Source organism: Streptomyces sp. NPDC034043 (genome assembly GCF_055575675.1).
In genome coordinates this window covers 59,297-79,157 of the sequence record NZ_JBVISF010000001.1, presented here as the reverse complement: position 1 = coordinate 79,157, position 19,861 = coordinate 59,297, and the positions used below count along the sequence as shown (strand labels likewise).

Annotated in this window: 40 protein-coding genes; 4 read left to right on the top strand and 36 right to left on the bottom strand. The window is 68.3% G+C overall.

What is annotated here, in order from left to right; genetic code table 11:
* Window positions 1-32: 32 nt before the first annotated feature.
* The 5 genes from ACZ51S_RS00600 to ACZ51S_RS00580 form a co-directional block, all read right to left on the bottom strand.
* Window positions 33-689: an SGNH/GDSL hydrolase family protein gene (locus ACZ51S_RS00600; protein ID WP_468959072.1), complete on the bottom strand. Its 657-nt coding sequence runs from the start codon at window positions 687-689 to the stop codon at window positions 33-35.
* 95 nt (window positions 690-784) lie between these two features.
* Window positions 785-2,650, bottom strand: a complete 1,866-nt coding sequence (locus ACZ51S_RS00595; protein WP_468959070.1) for a hypothetical protein — start codon at window positions 2,648-2,650, stop codon at window positions 785-787.
* Window positions 2,651-2,678: 28 nt separating this feature from the next.
* Window positions 2,679-2,891, bottom strand: a complete 213-nt coding sequence (locus tag ACZ51S_RS00590) for a hypothetical protein (RefSeq protein WP_468959068.1) — start codon at window positions 2,889-2,891, stop codon at window positions 2,679-2,681.
* Window positions 2,892-2,917: 26 nt separating this feature from the next.
* On the bottom strand, window positions 2,918-3,160 hold the full coding sequence (locus ACZ51S_RS00585; RefSeq protein ID WP_468959065.1) for a helix-turn-helix domain-containing protein: 243 nt from the start codon (window positions 3,158-3,160) through the stop codon (window positions 2,918-2,920).
* Between the two features lie 97 nt (window positions 3,161-3,257).
* On the bottom strand, window positions 3,258-3,698 hold the full coding sequence (locus ACZ51S_RS00580) for a hypothetical protein (RefSeq protein WP_468959064.1): 441 nt from the start codon (window positions 3,696-3,698) through the stop codon (window positions 3,258-3,260).
* 200 nt (window positions 3,699-3,898) lie between these two features.
* On the opposite strand from ACZ51S_RS00580, the gene ACZ51S_RS00575 reads away from it, so the two are divergent.
* Window positions 3,899-4,081 (top strand): hypothetical protein, encoded by a 183-nt coding sequence (locus ACZ51S_RS00575; RefSeq protein ID WP_468959062.1) that lies wholly within the window; start codon window positions 3,899-3,901, stop codon window positions 4,079-4,081.
* A 1-nt stretch (window position 4,082) separates the two neighbouring features.
* Here the strand turns inward: ACZ51S_RS00575 and ACZ51S_RS00570 are convergent, their stop codons facing one another.
* The 22 genes from ACZ51S_RS00570 to ACZ51S_RS00465 form a co-directional block, all read right to left on the bottom strand.
* Window positions 4,083-4,214, bottom strand: coding sequence for a hypothetical protein (locus ACZ51S_RS00570; RefSeq protein WP_468959061.1), 132 nt, complete (start codon window positions 4,212-4,214; stop codon window positions 4,083-4,085).
* 121 nt (window positions 4,215-4,335) lie between these two features.
* A complete protein-coding gene (locus ACZ51S_RS00565; RefSeq protein ID WP_468959059.1) occupies window positions 4,336-4,836 on the bottom strand; it encodes a DUF6197 family protein in 501 nt (166 codons plus the stop codon).
* Window positions 4,833-5,021 carry a hypothetical protein gene (locus ACZ51S_RS00560; RefSeq protein ID WP_468959057.1) on the bottom strand — a complete coding sequence of 63 codons (189 nt, stop codon included), beginning with the start codon at window positions 5,019-5,021 and terminating at the stop codon, window positions 4,833-4,835. Before ACZ51S_RS00560 ends, ACZ51S_RS00565 begins: the two co-directional genes overlap by 4 nt.
* A complete protein-coding gene (locus ACZ51S_RS00555; RefSeq protein ID WP_468959055.1) occupies window positions 5,021-5,434 on the bottom strand; it encodes a hypothetical protein in 414 nt (137 codons plus the stop codon). Before ACZ51S_RS00555 ends, ACZ51S_RS00560 begins: the two co-directional genes overlap by 1 nt.
* A 211-nt stretch (window positions 5,435-5,645) precedes the next feature.
* Complete coding sequence (locus tag ACZ51S_RS00550) at window positions 5,646-7,646, bottom strand: FtsK/SpoIIIE domain-containing protein (protein ID WP_468959053.1); 2,001 nt, start codon at window positions 7,644-7,646, stop codon at window positions 5,646-5,648.
* 32 nt (window positions 7,647-7,678) lie between these two features.
* Complete coding sequence (locus ACZ51S_RS00545) at window positions 7,679-8,959, bottom strand: hypothetical protein (RefSeq protein WP_468959051.1); 1,281 nt, start codon at window positions 8,957-8,959, stop codon at window positions 7,679-7,681.
* 18 nt (window positions 8,960-8,977) lie between these two features.
* Window positions 8,978-9,163 (bottom strand): hypothetical protein, encoded by a 186-nt coding sequence (locus ACZ51S_RS00540; protein ID WP_468959049.1) that lies wholly within the window; start codon window positions 9,161-9,163, stop codon window positions 8,978-8,980.
* Entirely contained in the window at window positions 9,160-9,477 is a 318-nt protein-coding gene (locus ACZ51S_RS00535) for a DUF7739 domain-containing protein (protein ID WP_468959047.1), read from the bottom strand. Before ACZ51S_RS00535 ends, ACZ51S_RS00540 begins: the two co-directional genes overlap by 4 nt.
* 1 nt (window position 9,478) lies before the next feature.
* Entirely contained in the window at window positions 9,479-9,661 is a 183-nt protein-coding gene (locus tag ACZ51S_RS00530) for a hypothetical protein (RefSeq protein ID WP_468959045.1), read from the bottom strand.
* 112 nt (window positions 9,662-9,773) lie between these two features.
* Window positions 9,774-9,905 (bottom strand): hypothetical protein, encoded by a 132-nt coding sequence (locus tag ACZ51S_RS00525; protein WP_468959043.1) that lies wholly within the window; start codon window positions 9,903-9,905, stop codon window positions 9,774-9,776.
* Window positions 9,906-9,924: 19 nt separating this feature from the next.
* Window positions 9,925-10,149 carry a hypothetical protein gene (locus ACZ51S_RS00520; RefSeq protein ID WP_468959041.1) on the bottom strand — a complete coding sequence of 75 codons (225 nt, stop codon included), beginning with the start codon at window positions 10,147-10,149 and terminating at the stop codon, window positions 9,925-9,927.
* Window positions 10,125-10,376, bottom strand: a complete 252-nt coding sequence (locus ACZ51S_RS00515) for a DUF6919 domain-containing protein (RefSeq protein ID WP_468959039.1) — start codon at window positions 10,374-10,376, stop codon at window positions 10,125-10,127. The genes ACZ51S_RS00520 and ACZ51S_RS00515 overlap by 25 nt, the downstream gene beginning before the upstream one ends.
* Entirely contained in the window at window positions 10,376-10,597 is a 222-nt protein-coding gene (locus ACZ51S_RS00510; RefSeq protein ID WP_468959036.1) for a hypothetical protein, read from the bottom strand. The genes ACZ51S_RS00515 and ACZ51S_RS00510 overlap by 1 nt, the downstream gene beginning before the upstream one ends.
* 18 nt (window positions 10,598-10,615) lie before the next feature.
* Complete coding sequence (locus tag ACZ51S_RS00505) at window positions 10,616-10,801, bottom strand: hypothetical protein (protein ID WP_468959034.1); 186 nt, start codon at window positions 10,799-10,801, stop codon at window positions 10,616-10,618.
* 38 nt (window positions 10,802-10,839) lie between these two features.
* Window positions 10,840-11,028 carry a hypothetical protein gene (locus ACZ51S_RS00500; RefSeq protein ID WP_468959031.1) on the bottom strand — a complete coding sequence of 63 codons (189 nt, stop codon included), beginning with the start codon at window positions 11,026-11,028 and terminating at the stop codon, window positions 10,840-10,842.
* 215 nt (window positions 11,029-11,243) lie between these two features.
* Window positions 11,244-11,633 (bottom strand): RapZ C-terminal domain-containing protein, encoded by a 390-nt coding sequence (locus ACZ51S_RS00495; protein WP_468959029.1) that lies wholly within the window; start codon window positions 11,631-11,633, stop codon window positions 11,244-11,246.
* Complete coding sequence (locus tag ACZ51S_RS00490; RefSeq protein WP_468959026.1) at window positions 11,624-11,803, bottom strand: hypothetical protein; 180 nt, start codon at window positions 11,801-11,803, stop codon at window positions 11,624-11,626. Before ACZ51S_RS00490 ends, ACZ51S_RS00495 begins: the two co-directional genes overlap by 10 nt.
* A gap of 42 nt (window positions 11,804-11,845) precedes the next feature.
* Window positions 11,846-12,007: a hypothetical protein gene (locus tag ACZ51S_RS00485; protein WP_468959025.1), complete on the bottom strand. Its 162-nt coding sequence runs from the start codon at window positions 12,005-12,007 to the stop codon at window positions 11,846-11,848.
* Window positions 12,007-12,363 carry a hypothetical protein gene (locus ACZ51S_RS00480; protein ID WP_468959023.1) on the bottom strand — a complete coding sequence of 119 codons (357 nt, stop codon included), beginning with the start codon at window positions 12,361-12,363 and terminating at the stop codon, window positions 12,007-12,009. Before ACZ51S_RS00480 ends, ACZ51S_RS00485 begins: the two co-directional genes overlap by 1 nt.
* Window positions 12,363-12,788, bottom strand: coding sequence for a hypothetical protein (locus tag ACZ51S_RS00475; RefSeq protein ID WP_468959021.1), 426 nt, complete (start codon window positions 12,786-12,788; stop codon window positions 12,363-12,365). Before ACZ51S_RS00475 ends, ACZ51S_RS00480 begins: the two co-directional genes overlap by 1 nt.
* Window positions 12,788-13,018, bottom strand: coding sequence for a helix-turn-helix transcriptional regulator (locus ACZ51S_RS00470; protein WP_468959018.1), 231 nt, complete (start codon window positions 13,016-13,018; stop codon window positions 12,788-12,790). The genes ACZ51S_RS00475 and ACZ51S_RS00470 overlap by 1 nt, the downstream gene beginning before the upstream one ends.
* A 187-nt stretch (window positions 13,019-13,205) precedes the next feature.
* On the bottom strand, window positions 13,206-13,958 hold the full coding sequence (locus ACZ51S_RS00465) for a GntR family transcriptional regulator (RefSeq protein ID WP_468959016.1): 753 nt from the start codon (window positions 13,956-13,958) through the stop codon (window positions 13,206-13,208).
* A 160-nt stretch (window positions 13,959-14,118) separates the two neighbouring features.
* Between ACZ51S_RS00465 and ACZ51S_RS00460 the strand changes: the two genes are divergently transcribed.
* Both ACZ51S_RS00460 and ACZ51S_RS00455 read left to right on the top strand, forming a co-directional pair.
* Window positions 14,119-14,586 carry a GIY-YIG nuclease family protein gene (locus ACZ51S_RS00460; RefSeq protein WP_468959014.1) on the top strand — a complete coding sequence of 156 codons (468 nt, stop codon included), beginning with the start codon at window positions 14,119-14,121 and terminating at the stop codon, window positions 14,584-14,586.
* A gap of 96 nt (window positions 14,587-14,682) precedes the next feature.
* Window positions 14,683-15,138, top strand: coding sequence for a DUF6907 domain-containing protein (locus ACZ51S_RS00455; RefSeq protein ID WP_468959012.1), 456 nt, complete (start codon window positions 14,683-14,685; stop codon window positions 15,136-15,138).
* 688 nt (window positions 15,139-15,826) lie between these two features.
* Here ACZ51S_RS00455 and ACZ51S_RS00450 read toward each other — a convergent pair.
* A complete protein-coding gene (locus ACZ51S_RS00450) occupies window positions 15,827-16,225 on the bottom strand; it encodes a hypothetical protein (RefSeq protein WP_468959009.1) in 399 nt (132 codons plus the stop codon).
* A gap of 206 nt (window positions 16,226-16,431) precedes the next feature.
* Here ACZ51S_RS00450 and ACZ51S_RS00445 point away from each other — a divergent pair, with 206 nt between their 5' ends.
* Window positions 16,432-17,244, top strand: a complete 813-nt coding sequence (locus ACZ51S_RS00445) for a hypothetical protein (RefSeq protein WP_468959006.1) — start codon at window positions 16,432-16,434, stop codon at window positions 17,242-17,244.
* 38 nt (window positions 17,245-17,282) lie between these two features.
* Here ACZ51S_RS00445 and ACZ51S_RS00440 read toward each other — a convergent pair whose 3' ends face one another.
* The 8 genes from ACZ51S_RS00440 to ACZ51S_RS00405 all read right to left on the bottom strand — a co-directional run bounded on the left by ACZ51S_RS00440 (window position 17,283) and on the right by ACZ51S_RS00405 (window position 19,771).
* The gene (locus ACZ51S_RS00440; RefSeq protein WP_468959003.1) at window positions 17,283-17,915 is read right to left on the bottom strand and encodes a hypothetical protein; all 633 of its coding nucleotides are present in this window, start codon (window positions 17,913-17,915) and stop codon (window positions 17,283-17,285) included.
* Between the two features lie 31 nt (window positions 17,916-17,946).
* Entirely contained in the window at window positions 17,947-18,183 is a 237-nt protein-coding gene (locus ACZ51S_RS00435; protein ID WP_468959002.1) for a hypothetical protein, read from the bottom strand.
* Window positions 18,180-18,446: a hypothetical protein gene (locus ACZ51S_RS00430; RefSeq protein WP_468958999.1), complete on the bottom strand. Its 267-nt coding sequence runs from the start codon at window positions 18,444-18,446 to the stop codon at window positions 18,180-18,182. Before ACZ51S_RS00430 ends, ACZ51S_RS00435 begins: the two co-directional genes overlap by 4 nt.
* Entirely contained in the window at window positions 18,443-18,664 is a 222-nt protein-coding gene (locus ACZ51S_RS00425; protein WP_468958998.1) for a hypothetical protein, read from the bottom strand. The genes ACZ51S_RS00430 and ACZ51S_RS00425 overlap by 4 nt, the downstream gene beginning before the upstream one ends.
* Window positions 18,661-18,879, bottom strand: coding sequence for a hypothetical protein (locus tag ACZ51S_RS00420; protein WP_468958996.1), 219 nt, complete (start codon window positions 18,877-18,879; stop codon window positions 18,661-18,663). Before ACZ51S_RS00420 ends, ACZ51S_RS00425 begins: the two co-directional genes overlap by 4 nt.
* Before the next feature lie 32 nt (window positions 18,880-18,911).
* Window positions 18,912-19,124 (bottom strand): hypothetical protein, encoded by a 213-nt coding sequence (locus ACZ51S_RS00415; RefSeq protein ID WP_468958994.1) that lies wholly within the window; start codon window positions 19,122-19,124, stop codon window positions 18,912-18,914.
* A gap of 70 nt (window positions 19,125-19,194) precedes the next feature.
* On the bottom strand, window positions 19,195-19,422 hold the full coding sequence (locus ACZ51S_RS00410) for a hypothetical protein (protein WP_468958991.1): 228 nt from the start codon (window positions 19,420-19,422) through the stop codon (window positions 19,195-19,197).
* A 70-nt stretch (window positions 19,423-19,492) separates the two neighbouring features.
* Window positions 19,493-19,771 carry an FDXHR family putative zinc-binding protein gene (locus ACZ51S_RS00405; RefSeq protein ID WP_468958989.1) on the bottom strand — a complete coding sequence of 93 codons (279 nt, stop codon included), beginning with the start codon at window positions 19,769-19,771 and terminating at the stop codon, window positions 19,493-19,495.
* Window positions 19,772-19,861 lie beyond the last annotated feature (90 nt).

Sequence of the window (19,861 nt, the reverse complement as noted above, 5' to 3'; positions counted from 1 at the left end):
GAGGAGGGAGCGTGCGGCCTTGATACCTCGCGTCAGTGTTGTGAGCCTGGCATGGATCCCGACCTGGCGGTCTCCGTCTGTGATCTGGATCCGCATGGGCTTCCGCCTCTCGACTCCTGACGGGGATCACTGCCGGCCGCAGTCCGGCTGAGCGTGCGGGCGAAGGTCTGGCTCATCCGCTCATAGCCCTGGTCGTTGGGGTGGAGCCGATCAGCCATCTCGCTCGAGGCAAGGGCTGGTGTTTCCACCCAGATGAAGCCGCCGCCAGCTGCGGCCCGGACGACATCGTTGAACGTCCTCACCTGCGACTCCAGACTGCCCGTTGTTGGGATCAGCCCTTGGACAAGGATGGTGACGCCAGGCCTGTCGGCTTCAATGCGGTCGACCAGGTCCAGCAGTTTGTCGGCCGCCTGTCCCTGGTCCCCGCGGTCCAGGTCGTTGATCCCGAGGTGGACTAGTACAACGTCAGGCTGGGCGGCCTTGAGCCACCCGTCGATGTCGCCCCTCACCTGGTCGATCAGGTATCCGCTGTGGCCCTCATGGTCAGGATCCGTGAGCAGTCCACTTCGCCGACTCCCAACGAAGTCGAAGTGAATCCCGGCCTGCTGAAGCCGCAGCTCAAGAGGCCGCCGGTATCCGCCGCCGGTGGAACTGCCGACCCCTTCGGTGATGGAGTCGCCGAGCGGCATGATCCTGACGGTGGGCCTCGCTGTCTCCGGTGGCGTCGGGCATGGCATCGCCTCGGTGGGCACGCATCCGACGAGTCCGAGCAGCAGACCAACGGTCAGGAGACGCCGTACCACTGGCTGCCCCAGCCGGTGTTGATGATGCTGGTGGACTGCGAGGCCAGAGTCAGCGACGACGGCAAGCTCGTCTGGCCGGTGAGCATGTTGCTGTACCGCAGGTTCGGCGCTGTGAGCCCAGCGTTGACGGAGATGCCGGCACCCGTGGCCTTGAAGTGCAGCGAGTTCGTCGTCCAGGTCCCGTTGAGCAGCATCGCGATGTAGTAGAAGCCGGCCGGTGCCGCGAACGGGGTGACCAGCGCGAGGGGCTTGGCGATCGCGCTGGTCATCAGTGACGACGAAATGTCGGCCGTCGCTCCCATCAGGGCGCCGGCCGCGTTGTAGACGCCGAGGTAGCAGTTGGAGAGGCTGGCCCCGGCGTCGATCCCGGAGAGACCCAGCCAGATGCTGGACCAGGTGATCTGCTCGCGGATCGGAATGCGGACCAGCGTGATGCGGCCGGCCACGCCGCCTGAGGACTGGGCGGTGACGTGCCCAGCGTCGTTGGGGTCTCCCGTCCAGGTGATCAGCCCTTGGTCGCTGGGCCTGGGCCCGTATTGCCCGACGGTGGAGCTGTTGGTGATCAGGCCGACGGTGGCGAGCGCGGACAGGAGACTGGCAAGCGCGGCCCCGTCGGACTGAGTTCCGGTGACGGTCTGCCGGGTGACCGGCGTGGCGCCATAGAGGCCGACCTTGTTGGCGGTCCCGTCCAGCGTGTGCCGTGTCGTGCCGTAGAGGGCGTCCACGAACTCGACCTGGCCCGCGAACTGTGAGGCGAGGGCGTTGGAGGCGAATCGAAGGAAGCTGTGCTGAGTCCCGTTGAACCCCGTGCCCGACCAATTCGACAGGATCATGTCGGCGCCGGTGGCTTCGAAGTCGAGGGCGGAGCCCCCGCGGCGGAAGCGATACCCCTTGGCGAAGTCGCTGACGGTCAGGTCGCCGCCGCTGATGATGGCGTTGCCGGCGACCTGGAGGCCGCTCAGCCAGGCAGTGCCGCCCTCGATGGCGGAAACCCGCGTGAGGGCGTCGTTGACGAATCCATCGAGCGACGACAGCGCGACCTGGGTGGCGAACTTGCTGTCGGCCCAGGCCCGGTCGCCGTGGGGGTCGAGGGCGTCCTTGTGTGCGGTCACTTTCGCTGTGGCACCGCTGGCCGTCTCGAGGGCGCTGGTGTCGGCTATGCCGTGTACCGCAGTTGTGTCGGCTTCGTGGGCGGACAGGGCCGATGCCGCGGCTGTGGTGGCCGCGTTCTGTGCGGCTGTCGCCTTGCTCTGCGCGCCGGCCTGGGTCTCGAGCAGCGCGGTGTCCGCGATCCCGTGCACGGCCGTGGTGTCGGCCTCGTGGGCTGCCAGGGCAGCCGCTGCTGCCGCGCGGTCGCCGTGCGGGTCCGTTGCCGCGGCGTGCGCTGCTACGGCGGTCGAGGCCGTCCCGGCCGGGTCCGCGCCGACGTCTGCGGCGGAGAGGACGACGGCACCGCTCTCCCCGTTGACCGATGTGACCGTGCTGCCGCCGATCGGCCCGCCGTTGGGTGCCGGGACGGGTACGAGGTCGTCGAATTGCACCGTGCCCGTGCCGACGATGTTGGCGTAGAAGGCGACTCGCGTGCCGCCCGTGGGCTGCAGATCGAGGTACCAGCGCCACCCGGCCGGCTCGATGCCGGATGCGTCGCAGGGCAGCAGGACGACGGAGAAGGTGCCGTCGCTGTCGATGGCGACCGAGCCGCCGCCGGGGTAGACGGCGTTCCGCGTGGAGTCCACGAGGTAGGCGGACGGCTTGCAGACCAGCCGGCCCTTGAAGGGAGTGCCTGCGACCGCGGACGGGACGGTGCCGACCAGGGTGACGGTGGGGGTTCCGACGGGGAAGGGCATGTGAGGCACCCCCTCGGATCCGTGAAGGTCAGTACTGCCAGTTCATGCTCATGACGCGGAAACCGTCTGGGGTGCGTTGAAAGACCGGTGCGACACCTACAGCGCTCTCTGGGGCTCCGTCGACCACCAGGGTGACGGCTGTATAGCCGGGCTGCTCGGCCGGAGCGTGAGCGACCTCACGGGCCTTCATGAGCAACAGGGCCTCAGGCAGCGTGTCAAGCAGATCGTCTGCGACAACCATTTGCACCAAGCTCACGGCTCCCCCTCTCAGGCGGCCTTCGGGCTCCGCTGGGGCATGGGCGGCGCGATACCGGGCTGGAGGAGCTCGCCGGTGTATTCGTCGCGGATGGCGTGAGGAAGCTCAAAGACGCTGTAGCGGACCTTGCCGCGGCCTGAGCCGTACCGACCGATCCGCCCCTCCGCCGCCCACCTTCGGATGGTGGAAGCCGGCCGCCCCGAGTAGTAGGCGGCGAGGTCCTCGCTCACCATCCCGCGAGCAGAAGAATCCATGGCCACCCCCGGATAACGCGAAGGGCCACCCGCCGGGGTGGCCCTTGGAGACAGCGAAATCTAGTCAAGCACAAACTACGCTCGCCGGAGCCGGGCGTCAACCAGGGTTGTCAGGGAAGAAGTCGTGACCGTCCTTCAGGAGGGAACCAGCCCAGTTGGGAGGGCCTAGGCGTTCACGCAGTTCCAGGATGTGCGCCTGAAGTGCTGGGCCGGGGTGGAAGTACTCACCACCAGCCAATAGAGGCCTGAACTGGCGGTGGCGCGCCGCCTCCAGTTCTTGGCCGCCGGGTTCCTTGGCCAGGAACTCGTTGGGCCTCACGGATTGGAATCGGCTGGTCAAGTCGGCCGTGGTGCCAATCTTGATGAGGTGGCCGCAACGCACGTAGTAGACCCACCTCGGTCGTCCGCTGGCGTCGGTTCCGACCCGCATTGCTGCTTGTGGCGGGCGCTCCTCCGCAATCTCTCTCCGGCGGAGCTGGGTTAGGGCGCGGGCGATCTCAACGGCCCTATCGTCAATCTCTACGCCCGCGAGTTCCATACGGTGGAGTGTGATCAAGATCCCGGAGCGGTCTGGGTCGTCGTGCGCCACCTTGTCGGAGTGGGGTATCCGGTCACCCGTGTTGCTGCGTACCCAAGGGGGCTTCTGCGTGAAGTGTCGCGGCACGAGTTCATTCTCCTTCGGGGTACTGACAAGAGGTTCGGCCCGCGCTGATCGCCTTGTCCCGCCAGAATGTGCCCATGGGGGTCTCGGTCATGGTGCGGGCTGGCACGGAGGCGGAGTGCCGTGCGGCGTTGATGGTGGTGTGCCTGTCGCTGGGTGCGGAGCCGGCGATGTGGCCGACGGACCGGCTAGGGGACGGGTGGATCGCGCGGGCGGTCAAGCAGCAGGCCCCGGCCGGTGAGGGCCAGGGCCGCGAGTAGGTCAGTCTTCGCAGTCGCAGTACTCGAACAGCTGGCGGCAGTCGTCGCAGCGGGGGCAGTCGCAGCCGCAGGCGTGGCCAGCACCGCAGTGGCACTGGCACATGCCCTCGCCGCAGGGCTCGCTGTAGTCCATGTCGATCTCCTTCAATTGATGGGGCGTTCGCGCCGGTGGGCGTGGCTCCACTTGATGAATTCGCGGGGCCGGATCTGCTGGTCGTTGAGGTAGGCGACGGGCATCACGCCGCGGTACGGGGTCATCGGTCGGCCTTTCGCGCGGCAAGGGCGATCATTCGCAGGACGGGGCGGGCGTCGGCCTGGGCGTCGTTCCAGGCGGGGACGGACTGGAAGTGGGGCTGCTCGGCGCGGATGGTGTCGAGGAGGACCTGCTCGGCGGCATCGGCGCTGCCGCCGGTGAGGCGGGCTGCGGCTTCGATGGCTCCGCGGGCGCAGATCTCGCCGGTGGGCCCGGTGAGCCAGCGTCGCCCCCACCCGCGTTCGGCGATCAGGTGGCCTGCGGTCTCGAGGGTCCGGGCGGCGGGGGTGGCGCAGGTGGGCTGCCATGCTGGGATGATCGGGTCGGCGTTGCTGGAGTCGGGGATCGGGTGGCTGGCCAGGGTGACGGCGATGCCGACGCCGGCGGTCGCGAGACGGTCGTCCATGGCCAGGTGGCTGAGGGCGAGCCGGCCGTCGAGGGTGAGGGCGGGGGCCGCCGCCCGGGTGGGGGCGGCGGCCGTGCGGGTGGCGGTCTCAGTCACTGGGGCCGAGCCTTTCCGTCGCCGGCACAGCGGTCGCAGGTCACGCAGCCGCGCTCTCCACCGAAGACCCACCACAGCTGGCCCTTGCCGCCGCATGTGACGCACAATCCGCGCCGGGCACAGGCCTCGGGGCCGAGGTTGCTGTTCTGCTTGATCCACTGCTTGTCGGTCAGGGACTTGGCCATCAGAACCACCGCCGCGATCCGTTGCGCCGGGCTTCGATCGTCCGGTCGGCGGCGAGGTCGGCTTCGTACTCCATCTCCTTGATGTCGTCGACGTGGATGGCGCCCTTGAAGTGGCGGGCGTCGGCGGGGTCGCGCATCTGGTCGTTGATGTGCTCGAAGCCCTTCGGCGGCGTCTCGTAGACGGTGCCGGCCCAGCGGAACCAGGTCCGGGCGTCCGCGTTGTTACCCATCTGCCACCCCCCGAGGAGGGGGTGTCGGCCAGTGCAGGTGTGGGCGCTGTAGGTGCGGGGGCGCATGACGCCGGGAACGAGATGGGCCTGCTCGTCGATGACGTAGACGGTCTTGCCCTTGGCGAGCCAGCCAAGGAACTCCTTCTCGTCATTGCGCCGGCGGGTGGTCCAGGTCTTGCTCATGACATGCTCCTTCAGTGATGAGTTTGCGGTGGTTTGTGACCTGCTCGAGGGTGTGCTCGGTCTGCTCCGGTGCAGGTCAGGGGCTGCTCGCCGTCTGATCGGGGGCTGCTCGGCGGTCGGCGCGAGCAGCTGGCGACCGGGAGCTGATCGGGCGCTGACCTGCGGTGGAGCAGGCCGAGCAGCACCCGATCAGGGGGACGATCAGTGCATATCAGGCGCTAGCGAGGGTCTCGCGCTTGTAGCCGCGGGGGTTCTTGAGGCCGTCCACTTCGCCGATCCCGCTGGGGTCAGGGACGCCAGCTGCGCGCAGCTTGGCCTTCAACTCGTCCACGGTCACGTGGAGTGCGGCGGCCAGGGTCTCGGTGCGCATCCGGTCGACTCCCCGCTCATCCATCACCGCCAGCGCTTCCGTGACGATCGGGTGGGCGGAGGCATGAGTCGCGGAGCGGCCTGGCACCCCGTCGTTCTTCGGGCCCCCGGCAGCCGAGGACAGCCTGGTCGCGTTCAGGAGGTACTGCTCGATCGGGTCGTCCCACTGCCCTGCGAGGCGGCCGGCTGCCGTGCGGATGCGCGCGGCGTGTTCCATGAGCTGGGTGATCTCTCCGCGCTCATCTTCGTCCAGGTCGAAGGACCGGGCGAGGTCGGTGATACCGGCGAACGGGTTGGCCATCCAGCCGAGGCCGGGTCGCGGGGGATCGAAGGCGCTAGCGTCCCGTCCGGCGCCGGCCTGCCCATCACCGAGAATCGTGTTGGACTGGCTCGCGCTGTCGACCTTCATCGCCCACTTGGTCAAGCAGTTCATGGATAGGCGGCTGGGCACGACGTCGACCTGCGGCAGCTGCGTGGTTAGGACCAGGAGGATCCCGGCACCGGCGGATACTGCGGCCAGGTTCATGAGCTTTTCCAGGAACTCGTCTCGGTCTTCGTGGCTGTTCTTGGCAGTGAAGGTCGCCAGCTCGTCGATGACGACGAGTTCGATCCCGCCGAGCTGATTGATGGTCGCGGGCACCATCTTGGACTTGCCGAGCCGGCCGAGGATCTTGTTGCGGCGGTCCATGTCGGCGAGCAGGGCGTCGATGAGGGCGAGGAGGCGCTTGGGGTTGGGCTTGAAGTAGGTGCTCGCGACGCCCGCCTTGGCGTAAGCGTCGAACTCGCCGTTTTCCTTGCCTGCCGCGAGACGCAGGTTGATCCGAGCGTCGAGGGCGGCGCCGGCCATCAGGTTGGCCATTCCGACTCCCTTGCCGGATCGAGTGGTGCCGCCGATGAGGAAGTGCGAGTTGCGGATGGGCAGGCGGATAGTGGTGCCGCGCTTGGTCCACCCGACGGGGACGCCGTCGGTGAATGCGTCGATGGGCTGTGGGTCGGCGAGGAGCGGGCTGGGGCGGGGCGCCTCGAACGGGTCGGTGGTGGAGGTCCACAGGCTGGCGCGGCCGGCGTTGCCGGGCACCTTGTCGATGTCGACCATGGTGAGGTCCCTCTTGAGGGCGCTGGCGAGGCCTTCGGTCTTCTTGCGGAGTTCGGTGACGGTGCCGGTGCCGCCGAGGTCGAAGGTGACGGTGCGGGTGCCGTCGCCGCGGGTGAGGGCGCCGACGATGGTGATGTTGGGGAAGCCGAGCTGGGCAAGGATCCGCCGGAGCTCGGGCTCGTCGGATGCGGGGGCCGCAGCATCCACGGTCGTGGTCCCGGCGTCGATCTGGCCGGGAAGCTTGACCGTGACCTGGGGGGCGTCGCTCTTGATGCCGCGGTGGAGCCCGTAGAGATAGGCGCCGATTCCAGCGACCAGGTCGACGAGGAGGCCGCCGGTCATGGTGCCGGCTGCGAGGCCAACACCCCCGGCCACCGTCCAGCCAGCGGTGATCCCAGCGTGGACGAGGCGGTGCTTGCGATAGTCCTTGCGGTGGTCGCGGACGGCCTGCTTCTTCTCCTTCTGCTCGGCGGAGGTCTGGGCGGCAGCAATTTCCTTCCGCGCGGTGGCGATCATCAGCGGCCAGTCGTCGTGGTACCGGTCGATCCATCGCTCCGCCATCCGGAGGTAGCCGCGGCCGACGAGCGGCGCGTAGCCGCGGTGCTCGACGACGTGGCCGGCGAGCCGGGCGACGACTCCGTGCGTCGACTTGGTAGCGGGGACGACGACGCCCTCGAGAGGGGCGGGCGGCTGGACGGGCATGGGCGGGACGACGGTCAGGTGCGGATGCTGGGCGGCGGTCGACACGACGGCTCTCCTATCAGTCTGCTCGGGGTGGGCTACTGCTGCTCGGCGTTCACGGCGTCACGGATGCGCTTGGCGTAGCCCCACCGCCGGCCGATGGCCTTGGCTACTGCGGGCGTCGAGAAGGCGTCACCTGGCAGCGCCTGGCGGAGCCGCCTGGCCGCTTCCAGGTCTGCCTCTGCGAGGGGCTCCAGAGGCCTTCCTCCGGACGGCCGCCGAGAGGCCTTGTTCTCAATGCCCCCAAGGGTTGTGGGGGTCTGAGGTGGACGCTTAGGGCCGCGCTTTGCGGGGGTCGCGCCGGGGTCGTCGTCGCCCTTCGGTGACTCGGAGAAGAGGTCCTTCAGGAGGGCATCGACGGCGATCGCTTCAGGCGTCAGGTCATACCGGGACGTGACCGCGTCGATGGCAGCGCGGGCGTTCGCTTGACTCGTGAGTGTCTTGACGGTGACCGCTACGTCCAAGCCGTGGAGGTTGCTCCATGCGGTCTGCCAAGCGTCGTCGCGGGTGATCGCGCCGAGGGGGTTGGCGATCACGATGCGGCGGTACTCGTCGTACTCGTCGGGGAACGTCTTCTTGCGGTCCGCGTCCTGCGCCGCTTCAGCCTTGGCGGCTGCTCGTTCTGCCCGCGCCTTGGCCTTATCGGCTGCCCGCTGACCCGCATTGCGGTTGTCCCCGGCAGTGCGGGCCTCGATGACCTCCCGGACCTCCCACATGATCGGGCCGAAGATCGACGTAGAAGCGAGCGCCCACCCTGCGATGGGGCCGAACATCTCGGCGCCCTTGGTGCCGTTGATGAACCCTGCGTACCCGGCGAGGGTGAGGGTCAGGATCCAGAACGGCCAGCGGATGAAGCCCTTGCGGGCTGCCCACTGAGTGCCCTTGACACTGGTCCATGCCAGGAGTTCGAGGAAGAACGGGACGGACAGTAGGTACCAGGCCGGACCCGTGTCGGGCTTACCTTCGACGCGGAGGCCAAGAAAGTAGGCGAGCAGGGAGGGAAGCGAGGCGAGCAGGCCAAGCACCACAAGCGCGGTGACGAGCTGCTTAAAAGCCGTCCCCTTGTCGAGTCGGGCTTCCCGGTTGGCCTCTTCGCGAGCGTCCTTGGCGTCTTCGGCTTCGGCGTTGACAGCATCAAGCTGCTTGCGAAGGCGAGCCTTCTTGAGGTCTTCCGACAGGCGGTCGGTCTCGGCCTTGGCGGCGGCGACCGGCGCGGCGGCCTCGAGCGCCTTGGCTTCGGCGGCCGTTTTCGAGGCCTCAGCGTTGAGCCGGTTGGCTTCCGCCTCGCGTTCGGCCCAGGAGCGGTAGTCGCTGCTCACGGGACTGTCCTTCCTTGATCAGGTACGTGCGGGGGTAGGGGGCGCGTGCCGCTCGAGGAGCCCTTCGCCGGTGATCGCGAGAGCGACCAGCAGGGCGATGGCGAGGCGAGTCAGCAGCGGGGGCTGGAGGCCGGCGATCCAGGCCAGGCCCGCGAGGATCAGGAAGACCCGCGCCTTGTGGATGCCGACCAGCGCGGTGGTCATGACCACATCCACGGTTCGCCGGACTCGGCGGCGAAGGTGGCCGCCGCAGCGAACTCGAGGGCCTCCGCCGCACCGTCGCGCGACATATGCGGGTGGGCGGCGGCCTTACGGAGGATCGTGGCGATCCGGCGCGCCTCGCGGGGGCCGACCAGCTCCTCGTCGGACATCCGCTTGCCGTCGAACAGGTACTGGATCCCACGCCAGTCGCTCGAGCTGAGGACGTAGGCGAGATGGCGCCCGAGGCTGGCGATGGCGCTGGCCGAGCGGTAGATCTCGCCGTACTGGTTCGTTCCGTGGGAGATGTTGATGCCCATCTCACGCCTCCTTCGGGGTGAAGGGGCGGACCTCGATGGTCAGGTCGCGGGGGTCGTCCTTGGCGATGGCGAGACGGCGGTGCAGGTCGTCCTCGTCCCAGACGTTGACGCTGTCGGTGGGGGCGCCAGTGATCGGGTTGACGGGCTGGCCGGTGCGGCTGGTGACGGTGAAGATCCAGGGCATGGCGAAGCTCCTCGTGTCGCGAAGTGGGGTGGCATGGTGGAACTGGTCGGATCTCCAGGCCTCAGGTACGGGGGTCGGACCTGAGGCGTGGGCTACCGGTCAGTGGGGTTGGTCAGAACTCGTCGTCCTCGTACTCGAGGTACTCGGCGCGGGCTTCGAGGGTTTCGCCTCGGTCCCAGTCGCCGTACCACTTGGCCTTCTCGGCCTGCTCGCGCAGCCACTCGGCCTTCTCCAAGCGGTCCACTGCGGCTCCTTCGGGACTGCTAGTAGCGGGGGTACTTGGGGGCCCAGCGCCCGGCGTCGAAGGCGATCAGTTCGTCGAGGTACTCGTCCAAACCGGCCTTCGCGTCACGGGCGATCCGCCCATGTCCGCTGCCTGCGGCCACCAGGTCCTGGTAGGCCTTGCGGGCGTTCGTGATGTCGTCGACGATCTGCTTGCGAACCTCCTTCAGGTCGGGGTTCTTCATGAAGTGGCGAGCGGCTGCCACCGGACGCCGTCCACGACCTCGTCGCACGCCGGCTGCGAGCAGGTGGTGACGTAACCGGCGCGGTTCGCGGCGGCGAGGACGGGGATCAGGTGGCGGGCACCGTCCGTCTCCTCCTGCCCGAACGGGCCGTGGTAGCCCGGCCAGGACGGGAGTCGCTCCTCCAGCCAGGCGGCCATGTTCTGGCCCAGGTCAGTGATGCTGCGGGCGTCCCGCCACACGCTGCCCATCAGGCGGCCGACTGGCTGCGGAGGGCGTCGAGCTGGTCGACGAGGCCGCCACCGTGCTTGGCGTCGAGCTGCTCAGCCCGGCGCCGGATGATCCGCATCCCGTCCGAGTCCCGGTTCATGACGGCGGTCAGGTAGTCGGCGATGGCGCTGGCGTGAATGGAGGCGAGGGCGTCCTCGACGGTGGTCGAGCGGCGGTCCGCGAGGCGGGTGACGTTGGCCATGATGGTCTCCTTTGCTGGTCAGATGGCGTGGCGGCTGAGATAGGCGAGGATGGTCTCGGGGTGCAGGTCGGCGTCGTCGACGAGGGCGATGGCCTCGCCATCGCCGGCGTCCAGGCCGTCGGCGATGGCGCGGAGACCCTGGGCCATCACCTGCATGTCGAGCGGCCAGAGCAGCGGCTTGGGGTTGCGGTTGAAGATGGGCATGACGTGCTCCTCGTTTGGTCGGGCTGGGGTGGGGGGATCTAGCGGCTGGTGACGACCCAGCCGCGGCCGGGCTGCTGACGGATCACTCCGCCAGGGGTGTGGAGCTGCCCGGACGCAGACCCGAGGCCGAGAGCTTCGAGGTCGTCCAGCAACATGGCGATCCGGCCGGCGATGTTCTGGGCCTGGGCTTCGCGGCGCTTCAGCTCTTCAGGAGTACCGGTGAACACGAGCGATCCTTCCGGTGGTCAGGCGGGGTGGAGTTCAGACGGTGTCGGGATCGGCGATGTCAGTCCTCGTCCGGCTGGTCGGCGACCCGGCAGGCCTCGTTGCAGTACGGGAAGCCACCCGGCGCGCCACACAAGCGGCACTCCCACGTGTCATCCAAGTCATCGGCGACGGTTTCGGGCATGGCTGTCCTCCGGTGATCGTGCCGGGGCGGGGTTCAGCGTGCGATGACGGGCTTGGCCAGGTCGCGGTGCTGCAGATGGACCTGAAGGCCGCGGCGGCGAAGGCGGCGGGCGAGGTAGTGGGCGACCGTCGCACTCCTGTGCCTACCGCCAACACAGCCCACCGCGATGGTGATCTGGCCGGCAGACGGGCCCTGCCGGTAGGCGCGGACCTGGGCGACGGTCGCCTTCATCAGCGGCCGGATGCCCGGGGTGCGCAGTACCGCCATACGGACCGGCCGATCGGCGGCGGTCATGTGGCGCAGGCGCGGATCGACATGCGGATCCCTGAACGCCGTCCTCAAATCGAGCGTGACCGTCGCCTCGGGCGGGGCGCCGTGGCCGTACCCGAAGGACACGACCACGATGTCCGCGATCACGCCCACGGCTCGCACCCCAGCTTGGCCGCGCGCTTCTTGAGCTCCGCGTCCATCTTGCGGAAGGCGTCATATTCGCCGCTGCAGTGGTCGAGCTTGTAGACGAGGTTCCTCAAGTCTTCCAGGGACAGATTGTCGGTGTTGTAGGTGACTCCGAAGTTGGTGCGGATGATGGCCATGAATGCTCTCCTTCAGGGGGGTATGGGATGGTCTTTCGGAACTCAGCCGCGGTGGGTGTGCTGCTGACCGGAGCCCAGGGCACCCAGCTGGGTACGAGCCTCGGCGGCGGCCTGAGCAGCCTCAGCCGGCGGACGGTAGTCCTGGCTGCACACCTGCGGCGTCGCAGGCTGGTCGATGATGGGGTGCTGCTGCTGGTCGGCCATCACTCGGCCCTACCATCAACCCAGCGGCCGTCCTGCATGACGACCCGGCCGTCCTTCAGCGTGATCGTCCGGACGAACCAGGACGGCACCGAACCGTCCAACTGCCGCCGGTCATAGTCGGCGACCCACCGGCCCAGCTGGGTGCGCACCTTCACCTGGAAGGCAGGCTCGAGAGCCACCTTCACAGCACAGGCCCGCTCCTCGCTGTCCACCCAGATCGCCCCGCAGTTCGCATTCAGGCCGATCAGGAGCATGTCGCGGAGCTCAAAGCCCCGCACATCCAGCACAGTCAGAACCGGCTCGATCGAACCGTGGGTGCGCAGACCATTCGCGTGCGTCGTGAACCGGGCCCCCATCACGAGGCCTCGGCCAGCTGGTACAGGGCCGGCAGGTCTCCGACCGTCGCCTCGCCGAGGAGCGGCTCGATGGTCTCGATGATGTCCTCGATGGCCTGCTCGGTCTGGAGGCGGACGACGTAGGCGCGGGAGGCCTCGCCACTCGCGTGACGCGGGAGGATCCGATTCGCGGCCTGCCGGAGGTACATGCGGGCGACCCGGTCGTCTGCCTGCCGGTCGGTAGGGATGCTGGTGGCGGCCGCGATCTCCGCGGCAGTGAGCAGCAGGTCCCGGTTGGCCGGGGCGAGCTGGCCGAGGCGGTGCTTGGCCCCCAGCAGTGAGATGCGCTGCTTTCGAGACACCATGACGAGAGGGCCGGCGCCGGACTTACGGCCCACGGCGATCAGCTCGCGGGACGGGGCGGGGAGGGCGCTCTGCTTCCGCATCACGCCACCTCCGCCTGCGCCGGGGAGACGAGGGACGCGGCCAGCAGCTCCTCCACCGCAGACTCCGGAACACGGAGCCCGCGCTTGCGGAGCTGCCCCTCGCCGAGTCGGTGCGCTCGGAGCGCGCCGGAGTCGGCAAGTCGGTAGACGGTGGAGATGTGGACGCTGAGCTTGGCGGCCACCTCCCGGGCCCGGAGGAACCTCTCCGGAGCGGCGCTGGGGTCATTCATCTTGTGCGCTCCCAAGACATCACAAATAGGGCCGAAGTCTCCTCCGAAGAAGGAGCTCTTCGCTGATGAAGCAAGTGAAGCTAACTTCTCCGAAGAACTCAAGCTCTCCAGGTTCGCCATTGGGCGCACGCGGGGGCGCAAAACAGAAAAACCCCTGGCCAAGAGGCCAGGGGTTCGCCTGAAACTTCTACGAAGTGAAGGCGTAGTCCAGGATGTACGAGCCAGCGTCAAGCAGCATCTCGTTCACCTCGACGACGACACCCTCGACATCCGCAGCGATGCGGGTGATCTCTAGCACGGGGGTTCCGGGTGGTAGCTCCAGGTCCTCCCGCTCCGACGGTCGTGGCATTCGCGCACGCACCTCCTCCCTGAAGCGCACCGGCTTACGGCCGAGCTCCTCCAGGCGGGCGTACAAGCCGCCGGGTCCCGTGTCCACCTGGGTAATCTGCGTGCCGGCCACCAGATCCGCGAGCAGGTACGACGTCGCCAGCTGAACCGGCTTCTCCTCGATGAAGAAGCGCCGACTGCGCCGACACATCGGTTGCCCTTCCACGCCGAAGATCCTGTTTACGCGAGGGGTGGCCGGCCCTTCGTCGACCGAGACGTCCACGCGCCACGGCCGGTCCTCTTGATCCGCGTCCCAGATCGACTTGCCGGTCAACCACACCTCGGAGGAGAGTCGCTGCACCGCCGGCCTGCGGATTGGGCGGAATGCCCGCACCGTGATGCCGACCCCCTGCTTGCTCGACACGAGCCCCTCTGCTTTCAGGGCGTCGAGGGCCGAGCGGAGCGTGGTCAGGGAGACGTCGAACTGCTCCAGGAGGTTCTTCTCGCTGGGGAGCTTCGCCCCAGGTGCGAGCGTCCCGTCGTCAATCTGGGCGCGAAGCAGATCGGCGATCTCTTCGTGCCTCGGCTGCTTGCGCTGCGCCTCTCTCGGCATGCCTTGCCTCCCATGCTGGTACTCCGAAGATGCTACGACCTCCTGCCTGACGTGCGAACTCTGCGAAACGCTTGCACTTCTCCGAAGGAGTTGGGCAGACTTCAAGCGTAGAAGCCCTTCGGGATACACACAACGAAGGACCTTCGGGAAGGGGACATCTATGCCCGAGCGCCCTGCGCTCTTCAAGCTCTACGACACCAGCAGGGAAGAGGGCCTCCCGCCCTACCTCGCCGAGCTCTATCCGGAGTTCCTCCCTACCCTGCGCTACCTGGGTACCGCCAACAGCTGCCCGAACGGGGGCCCGCAAGTGCGGTACGGCCAGTGGGAGCTGGAGGACTGGAGTCCGGAGCAGGTGCGCGTGGTCGACTGGGGGACGCCGTTCACGCCTGTAGCTACCGCGCTGTACCGCCTCCGGGATCGTCATCAGAACCTGATGTACATCGGCGTGACGCACGACTTGGGATTCCGCTGGAAAACGCACGCCGCCGACAAGGCCTGGTGGCCGGAGGTCGCTACTCGTTCGATCGAGTGGTTCTCCACGAGAGCCCGTGCACTCGCTGCTGAAGCGGCGGCCATCCAGACAGAGCGACCTCGGTACAACATCCTGCACAACAAGCGCACAGCGTGAAACGCGAACGGCCGGGCGCTACCAACGCCCGGCCTGTTCAACCAGCGAGTCACTACCTCGCTGATCAGGAGATACACCTCGAAGAAGGAGTTCTCGATGACCACTGTACTGCCCGAGCGTTCCGCCGTCCCGGCCTCCGCGCCCCGTCAGTGGGCATTCGTCGACAAGGTCACCAACAAGGCCCGTATCGCGACCTGCATGCCGGGTTGCGAGGTGGACCACTCGCGGGACATGGAGCGGCCGACATTCCCGGAGGACATCTGGTGTGAGTCGCGCGGCAGTGACGTGCATATGCCGGTGAACACGAATGGGTACGCGGAGCAGTTCCGTGTCCTGGGCGTGAAACTCAGCATGATCCCGTTCTCGCGTCGGCCGGCTGAGCGGGTGCCGCATGCGGTGGTCGAGGTGGTGGATGACCACTGGATGGAGGGTCTGGACCCAGATGGTCTGGCGACGGTGATCTCGACGCTGGAGCAGCGGGTGCGAGGGTTGCGCTCGGCGCACGCCCGGCTGGTTGAGATCCGCGCGCAGCAGGATGTCGGCTTGTTCTGACCCCGGGACAGCCACGAAGGCCCCGTTCACCATCCGGTGGGCGGGGCCTTCGTGGCGTGGTCTTGTGGTGCTAGCCCTCGCTGTCGCTTCCTGCTGACAATCCGCACACAGGTCCGCTGCTCGTATGGGTGGCGGGCCTTTGATGTGTGTCGGGTGATCTGCGGGGCCGCCGTGAGGCTTGGTGTGTGACGCTGGCCACATCCGAGTTGCCGTAGTCGTGGACGGCTGGCTCGGCGGGCAGTGTGCGGTGGTTCACTGCCAGCGTTCAGGGGGTTGGTGTGGTCGTTTGTCCGCAGGCCGAATGCGGTTCGTCGAATGTCGTGGATTTGCCGCACTACTGGCAGTCGCTCCCTGCCGAGTCTCCGCAGAAGGCGAGCTATGCGCCGCCAGGGGGGCCAGCGGCAAGCTACTGGGCATCGCTGGCGGTGGTGGCGCTGGGGATCGTGACGGCCGCGTCGGGTGGGGTGGTGCTGGGCCTGGCAGTGGTCGTGGCCGGTGCCGCTTGGGGGGCGTTCATATTCAGGAAGGCCTCGAAGGCGACAACCCGGTTGGAGCGGTGGCGCGGATTGCACGTCTGTCTTGCCTGTACGCGCAGGTTCTGACCGCGCCCCGGGACCAGATCGCACTGACCGCCTGACCCCGGACGGTAGTGAAGGCCCCGCCCAACCGGGCGGGGCCTTCGTCGTGCTCAGCGACTCGGGTCGAACGTCGGGGCTTCGGCATGAAGGTCGCTGGCTGGCATCTTGAGGATCGTCTTGTGGTACTCGCCCTTGTTGTCGTCGGCGAAGGCGTGTTCGGCGTTGTAGGCCACCTGCTTGAGGAAGTCGCCGAGTTCTTCCCACATGAGGAGCCATTCGCCTTGGGGGTACTGGCGCTTGAGCCAGACGTCGAGGGCCCTGTCGCAGACGCCTTTGTGGGCTGCGAAGAGTGGGGTGTGCTGGATGTCGGAGCCGTCGGCGAGGCTTCCCATCCGCCGACCCCAGACGAGGTTGCCGCTGCCGTGGACTTGTTGCCGGCAGGCGTCGCAGACGACGGTGGCGCAGTGCATGGCTTCGGGTGGTCCGCTGCGGGGGACGAATTCGATCACGGAGGCGCCTTTCATGGGTGTGGAAGCCCCTTCCTATCGCTTCGCGACCCTTGGCTGCGGCTGGTTTGCCGATCGCAGCTCAACGTGCCGTCGCCTCGCCCGGAAGGGCGCCACCCCAGTTGACTGAGGCGGCGCCGACCGACGACTGACCTTCATTCGTCAGGGTATCCCTGACGAATGAAGGTCGTCAGGGATACCCTGACGACATGACAGACAAGCACGAGACGCCCGCCCCCTCGTCAATGTCCGAGTTCCTCGAAGCGGAACTGGACGAGGCGGCGACCCGGAACGCACCGCTGACTCCGCTGGATGAGGCCTACATCGCGCACGCTGATGCGCTCTACTCCGTGGTCTGCCAGGTGATCGCCGACTTTCCCCTCAAGCCCCGCACGACGCACGAAGTCGGGTCGACGCTGCGGGATGCGCTGGAGCTGAGGCGTCTCGCCGACGCCGTGGTGGAGAGCGCCGTCATCGTTGAGCGGGAGAGGGGCGCCAGCTGGGCCTCGATCGGCCAGGCCGCGGGCAGCACCAAGCAGAGTGCACACGAACGGTGGGCCGACGCCGTCCACTCGTGGACTCTGCACGGTCGCCGGCGCCGCCGCATGCTCGGATCGCTCGCCGACGCCCGCGCCATGGACGAGTGGTATGCCGACCTGACCACAGCGAACGTGTATCCGACCGTCCCCCACGCGATCACCGCCGGGCTCGCAGCGACCGACCCACGCAACGTGGTCGACCAGCGAGCCGCGGACAAGACGCGATCCACCGCCCAGAGCCTCTACCGGCAACTGGACGAGCTCCGCCAGGCGAGCACCACGGCATACACAGCATCGTTCGAGGCCAGCGGCACCGATGGCCACGCGGCGTCCCGGCAGCGGTGGGCAGACGTCCACGTCGCGATGGCCGAGGCATTCGATGGGCTCGCCGCGGCCGAGCCCACCATCGCCGAGACCCACCAGCTAGCGGCAGCAGAGCAGCGTGCCATCGCCGACGACATCCGCGGTCCCAAGGAGAACTGATCGAGAGGTCCTTTCAGGGCTTCCAATCAAGTGGGGGTTCAGAAACACGCCGCGGTCCGCTGGGCCATCGGGAGCTGCAGCACCTCGGCGTGCCCGTACTGCGTTTCGCAGCCGCCGCAGCGGGCGCCGGGGGTGTCGAGGGTGACGCGCAGGATGTGGCCGCAGGGGCAGGCGACGGGGATTCGACGGGAGGGCCGTTCGCCGTCGATGAGACTCTCGACTTGCCGCTTGAGCTGCCAGATTTCGCCAGCGAATTCGTCGAGGGCGGGGTGCCTGTCGACTGCTCTGGGGAGGTTGAGCTGGAGGGTGGCGACGGCTTCGTCGACGCGGTGCTGGAGTCGGCCGCCGGCGCCGATGGCGGCGAGGCCGTAGCTGGCCCAGTCGGCGACCCACGCTTCGAGCAGGGACACGAGGCCGCCGTTGGAGGTGAGGTCGAGTATGTGCAGGTTGGCGGGGATGGATGCGGAGCGGCTGCCGGAGACGTGGGGCCCGCTGTTGCCGGTGGCCGTGGGCTGGATGCGGAGGCAGAGGCGGGCGTAGAGGCCGCTGGGTCCGGCGATGGCGGCGAGGTCGTCGCCGATGCGGCGCTGGCAGGGTTTGCAGGCGTAGCGGCCGGTCTCGTCTTCCCACAGCTGGCGGGAGCAGACGGTGCAGTCGGGGCTCTCGTTCACGGCGTTCTCCTGTGCGGGCGGCGCGGGCGGGTCAGGCGTTCTGGTGGCTGGCTTCGTGCTGGAGGTACATGGCGAGTGCGGCGCCGATCTGCTGGCTGTGGGGGCCGCGGCCGGTCGGGCTGCCGGCGCTGTGCCAGTCGGTGACGAGTCCGCGGAGGGTGGCCATGTAGAGGTCGCAGGATTCGCAGGGCCGGGCGTCGGGGGTCACGGCCGGGGCTTCCAGTTCGGGCCGCGGAGGCTCGTCGCCCCAGTCGATGGGAGCGGTCACGGCTGGCTCCCGTCGCTCTTGGCCTCGAGGACGTAGCCGGTGCGGCGGGGCTGGCCGTCTCGAGTGGTGGCGGTGGCGTGCAGCTGGGCCGTGTCAATCCATCGAGGGCGGACTTCCCGGCCGGACTTTGTGAGGGTGACGACCTGAACCTGGCTGCCGCCGTCGGCCTTCTGAACGAGGCTGCTACGGATCTTGATGCGGGTGGGCTCGTCGGCGGAGTGGCGGTTGCTGAGGCTGCGGTAGATCCGTCCAGACTCGATCACAGGTACCTCCGGGGTGGGGTGATGGTGGTGATGCGGATGTCGTCGCCGAAGGGCGTCCACATCCGCCAGCCGCCGGCGGCGCGTCCGGCTTCGGGTTCGATCCGCCGTTCGCGGAGGGCGCGGAGCTGGTCGGCGGCGCTGGTGCGGGGCTTGGCGGGTGCCGGGTCTGCCGCGTGGCAGGGCTCCGGCACCCACAGGGGAAGCTGCTCGGACGTCACGAGGCGGGCGGCAGGTCGGCTGCTTCGACCGTCTCGAAGTGCCACCACCGCCCGCCCTCCCACTGGTCAACTCGGGCTGTGGTTGCGGGGCCTCCTGAGCGCAGGGCGGCCAGGAGGAACCGGTAGGCGGCCTTCTCGCTGGTGTAGCTGAAGGCATCCGTGTAGTCAGGGCCGGTGAGGGTCACGAGCCAGGGCTTGCTGGGACGACTGGTCATTTCGGGCCTTTCAGGGTCGGTTCGGACGGCGGTCACGACTGGCTCGTGCCGGGTACGAGGCGAAGCGCTGCGGGGACCTGGTCGGGCCGCTCCCAGCCGTTGAGTTCCAGCACCGACGCGAAGAGGTCGGCTGCGGCGGAGCGGGTAACGAGGGTCATGTCTCCGGCCCACTCTTCGGAGAGGGCGTTGGCGCGGGCGAGAGCGCGGCTCATCCTGTTGACGTACTCACGGGACTGCTCGGTCATGTCGGTCCTTTCGGGGTCGGTTTCGGGTGGGCTGGCCGCCCCGGGGGCGGGGCGGCCGGTTGGAGTCCTGTCAGGCGGGCGGATCAATCCGGAGCGCGCGGAGGACAGCGTTCAGCACGGTGTCCGGATCGGGTCCGGCTTCCCAGTCGAGGCCTTCGATGGCGTGCCAGGCGCGGTCGTGCTCCGACTCGGTGAGGCGGCGGCGCGGGGCACGCGCGGGGCAGTGGAGTTCGCCGCAGTGGTCGCCGTCGATGCATGGCGGGGTGTGTGGGCTGGTGTCGGTGGGCTGTTCGATCACGGTGGGTCTCCTGGAGTGAGGGTTGGGGCCGGCCGCCCCGTGGTGGGGCGGCCAGTGGGGCGACGGCCAGTCAGTCGCTCTTGGTGAACCAGGCCGGTCCGTCGGGGGCGGGGTTCTGCCAGAGGACGCCGTAGGGCTTGTTGACAGCGATGAGACCGACGGTGGCGGGGTCGACGCAGTGGCGGTCTATGCCGTGGCGGCCTTGGCGGTGGCGGTCGGCGGCGCTGTCGGTGGAGAAGGTGCGGCAGCAGGCGGGGCAGTGGCTGCGGCTGAGTCCGGTCCACCAGTTGCCGCATGCGGGGTGTACGGCAGCGGTGGCGGGCCGGGCGGGGTCTTGGGTGTCGGGCATTTTTGCCTCTTCTCGGGTTACGGTGCCGGATCTGAGGGCCTCGGAGGGCAGGGGGGGGGCTTTTCTTGCACGAGGGGGTCCAGACCGCGA

Coding starts and splice junctions, on each gene's coding strand:
- ACZ51S_RS00600 (WP_468959072.1), bottom strand. CDS start 689: ATGCCGCTCGGCGACTCCATCACCGAAGGGGTCGGCAGTTCCACCGGC.
- ACZ51S_RS00595 (WP_468959070.1), bottom strand. CDS start 2,650: ATGCCCTTCCCCGTCGGAACCCCCACCGTCACCCTGGTCGGCACCGTC.
- ACZ51S_RS00590 (WP_468959068.1), bottom strand. CDS start 2,891: ATGGTTGTCGCAGACGATCTGCTTGACACGCTGCCTGAGGCCCTGTTG.
- ACZ51S_RS00585 (WP_468959065.1), bottom strand. CDS start 3,160: ATGGATTCTTCTGCTCGCGGGATGGTGAGCGAGGACCTCGCCGCCTAC.
- ACZ51S_RS00580 (WP_468959064.1), bottom strand. CDS start 3,698: ATGGAACTCGCGGGCGTAGAGATTGACGATAGGGCCGTTGAGATCGCC.
- ACZ51S_RS00575 (WP_468959062.1), top strand. CDS start 3,899: ATGGGGGTCTCGGTCATGGTGCGGGCTGGCACGGAGGCGGAGTGCCGT.
- ACZ51S_RS00570 (WP_468959061.1), bottom strand. CDS start 4,214: ATGGACTACAGCGAGCCCTGCGGCGAGGGCATGTGCCAGTGCCACTGC.
- ACZ51S_RS00560 (WP_468959057.1), bottom strand. CDS start 5,021: ATGGCCAAGTCCCTGACCGACAAGCAGTGGATCAAGCAGAACAGCAAC.
- ACZ51S_RS00555 (WP_468959055.1), bottom strand. CDS start 5,434: ATGAGCAAGACCTGGACCACCCGCCGGCGCAATGACGAGAAGGAGTTC.
- ACZ51S_RS00540 (WP_468959049.1), bottom strand. CDS start 9,163: ATGACCACCGCGCTGGTCGGCATCCACAAGGCGCGGGTCTTCCTGATC.
- ACZ51S_RS00535 (WP_468959047.1), bottom strand. CDS start 9,477: ATGGGCATCAACATCTCCCACGGAACGAACCAGTACGGCGAGATCTAC.
- ACZ51S_RS00530 (WP_468959045.1), bottom strand. CDS start 9,661: ATGCCCTGGATCTTCACCGTCACCAGCCGCACCGGCCAGCCCGTCAAC.
- ACZ51S_RS00515 (WP_468959039.1), bottom strand. CDS start 10,376: ATGGGCAGCGTGTGGCGGGACGCCCGCAGCATCACTGACCTGGGCCAG.
- ACZ51S_RS00510 (WP_468959036.1), bottom strand. CDS start 10,597: ATGGCCAACGTCACCCGCCTCGCGGACCGCCGCTCGACCACCGTCGAG.
- ACZ51S_RS00505 (WP_468959034.1), bottom strand. CDS start 10,801: ATGCCCATCTTCAACCGCAACCCCAAGCCGCTGCTCTGGCCGCTCGAC.
- ACZ51S_RS00490 (WP_468959026.1), bottom strand. CDS start 11,803: ATGGCCATCATCCGCACCAACTTCGGAGTCACCTACAACACCGACAAT.
- ACZ51S_RS00485 (WP_468959025.1), bottom strand. CDS start 12,007: ATGGCCGACCAGCAGCAGCACCCCATCATCGACCAGCCTGCGACGCCG.
- ACZ51S_RS00480 (WP_468959023.1), bottom strand. CDS start 12,363: ATGGGGGCCCGGTTCACGACGCACGCGAATGGTCTGCGCACCCACGGT.
- ACZ51S_RS00475 (WP_468959021.1), bottom strand. CDS start 12,788: ATGCGGAAGCAGAGCGCCCTCCCCGCCCCGTCCCGCGAGCTGATCGCC.
- ACZ51S_RS00470 (WP_468959018.1), bottom strand. CDS start 13,018: ATGAATGACCCCAGCGCCGCTCCGGAGAGGTTCCTCCGGGCCCGGGAG.
- ACZ51S_RS00465 (WP_468959016.1), bottom strand. CDS start 13,958: ATGCCGAGAGAGGCGCAGCGCAAGCAGCCGAGGCACGAAGAGATCGCC.
- ACZ51S_RS00460 (WP_468959014.1), top strand. CDS start 14,119: ATGCCCGAGCGCCCTGCGCTCTTCAAGCTCTACGACACCAGCAGGGAA.
- ACZ51S_RS00455 (WP_468959012.1), top strand. CDS start 14,683: ATGACCACTGTACTGCCCGAGCGTTCCGCCGTCCCGGCCTCCGCGCCC.
- ACZ51S_RS00445 (WP_468959006.1), top strand. CDS start 16,432: ATGACAGACAAGCACGAGACGCCCGCCCCCTCGTCAATGTCCGAGTTC.
- ACZ51S_RS00420 (WP_468958996.1), bottom strand. CDS start 18,879: ATGACCAGTCGTCCCAGCAAGCCCTGGCTCGTGACCCTCACCGGCCCT.
- ACZ51S_RS00415 (WP_468958994.1), bottom strand. CDS start 19,124: ATGACCGAGCAGTCCCGTGAGTACGTCAACAGGATGAGCCGCGCTCTC.
- ACZ51S_RS00405 (WP_468958989.1), bottom strand. CDS start 19,771: ATGCCCGACACCCAAGACCCCGCCCGGCCCGCCACCGCTGCCGTACAC.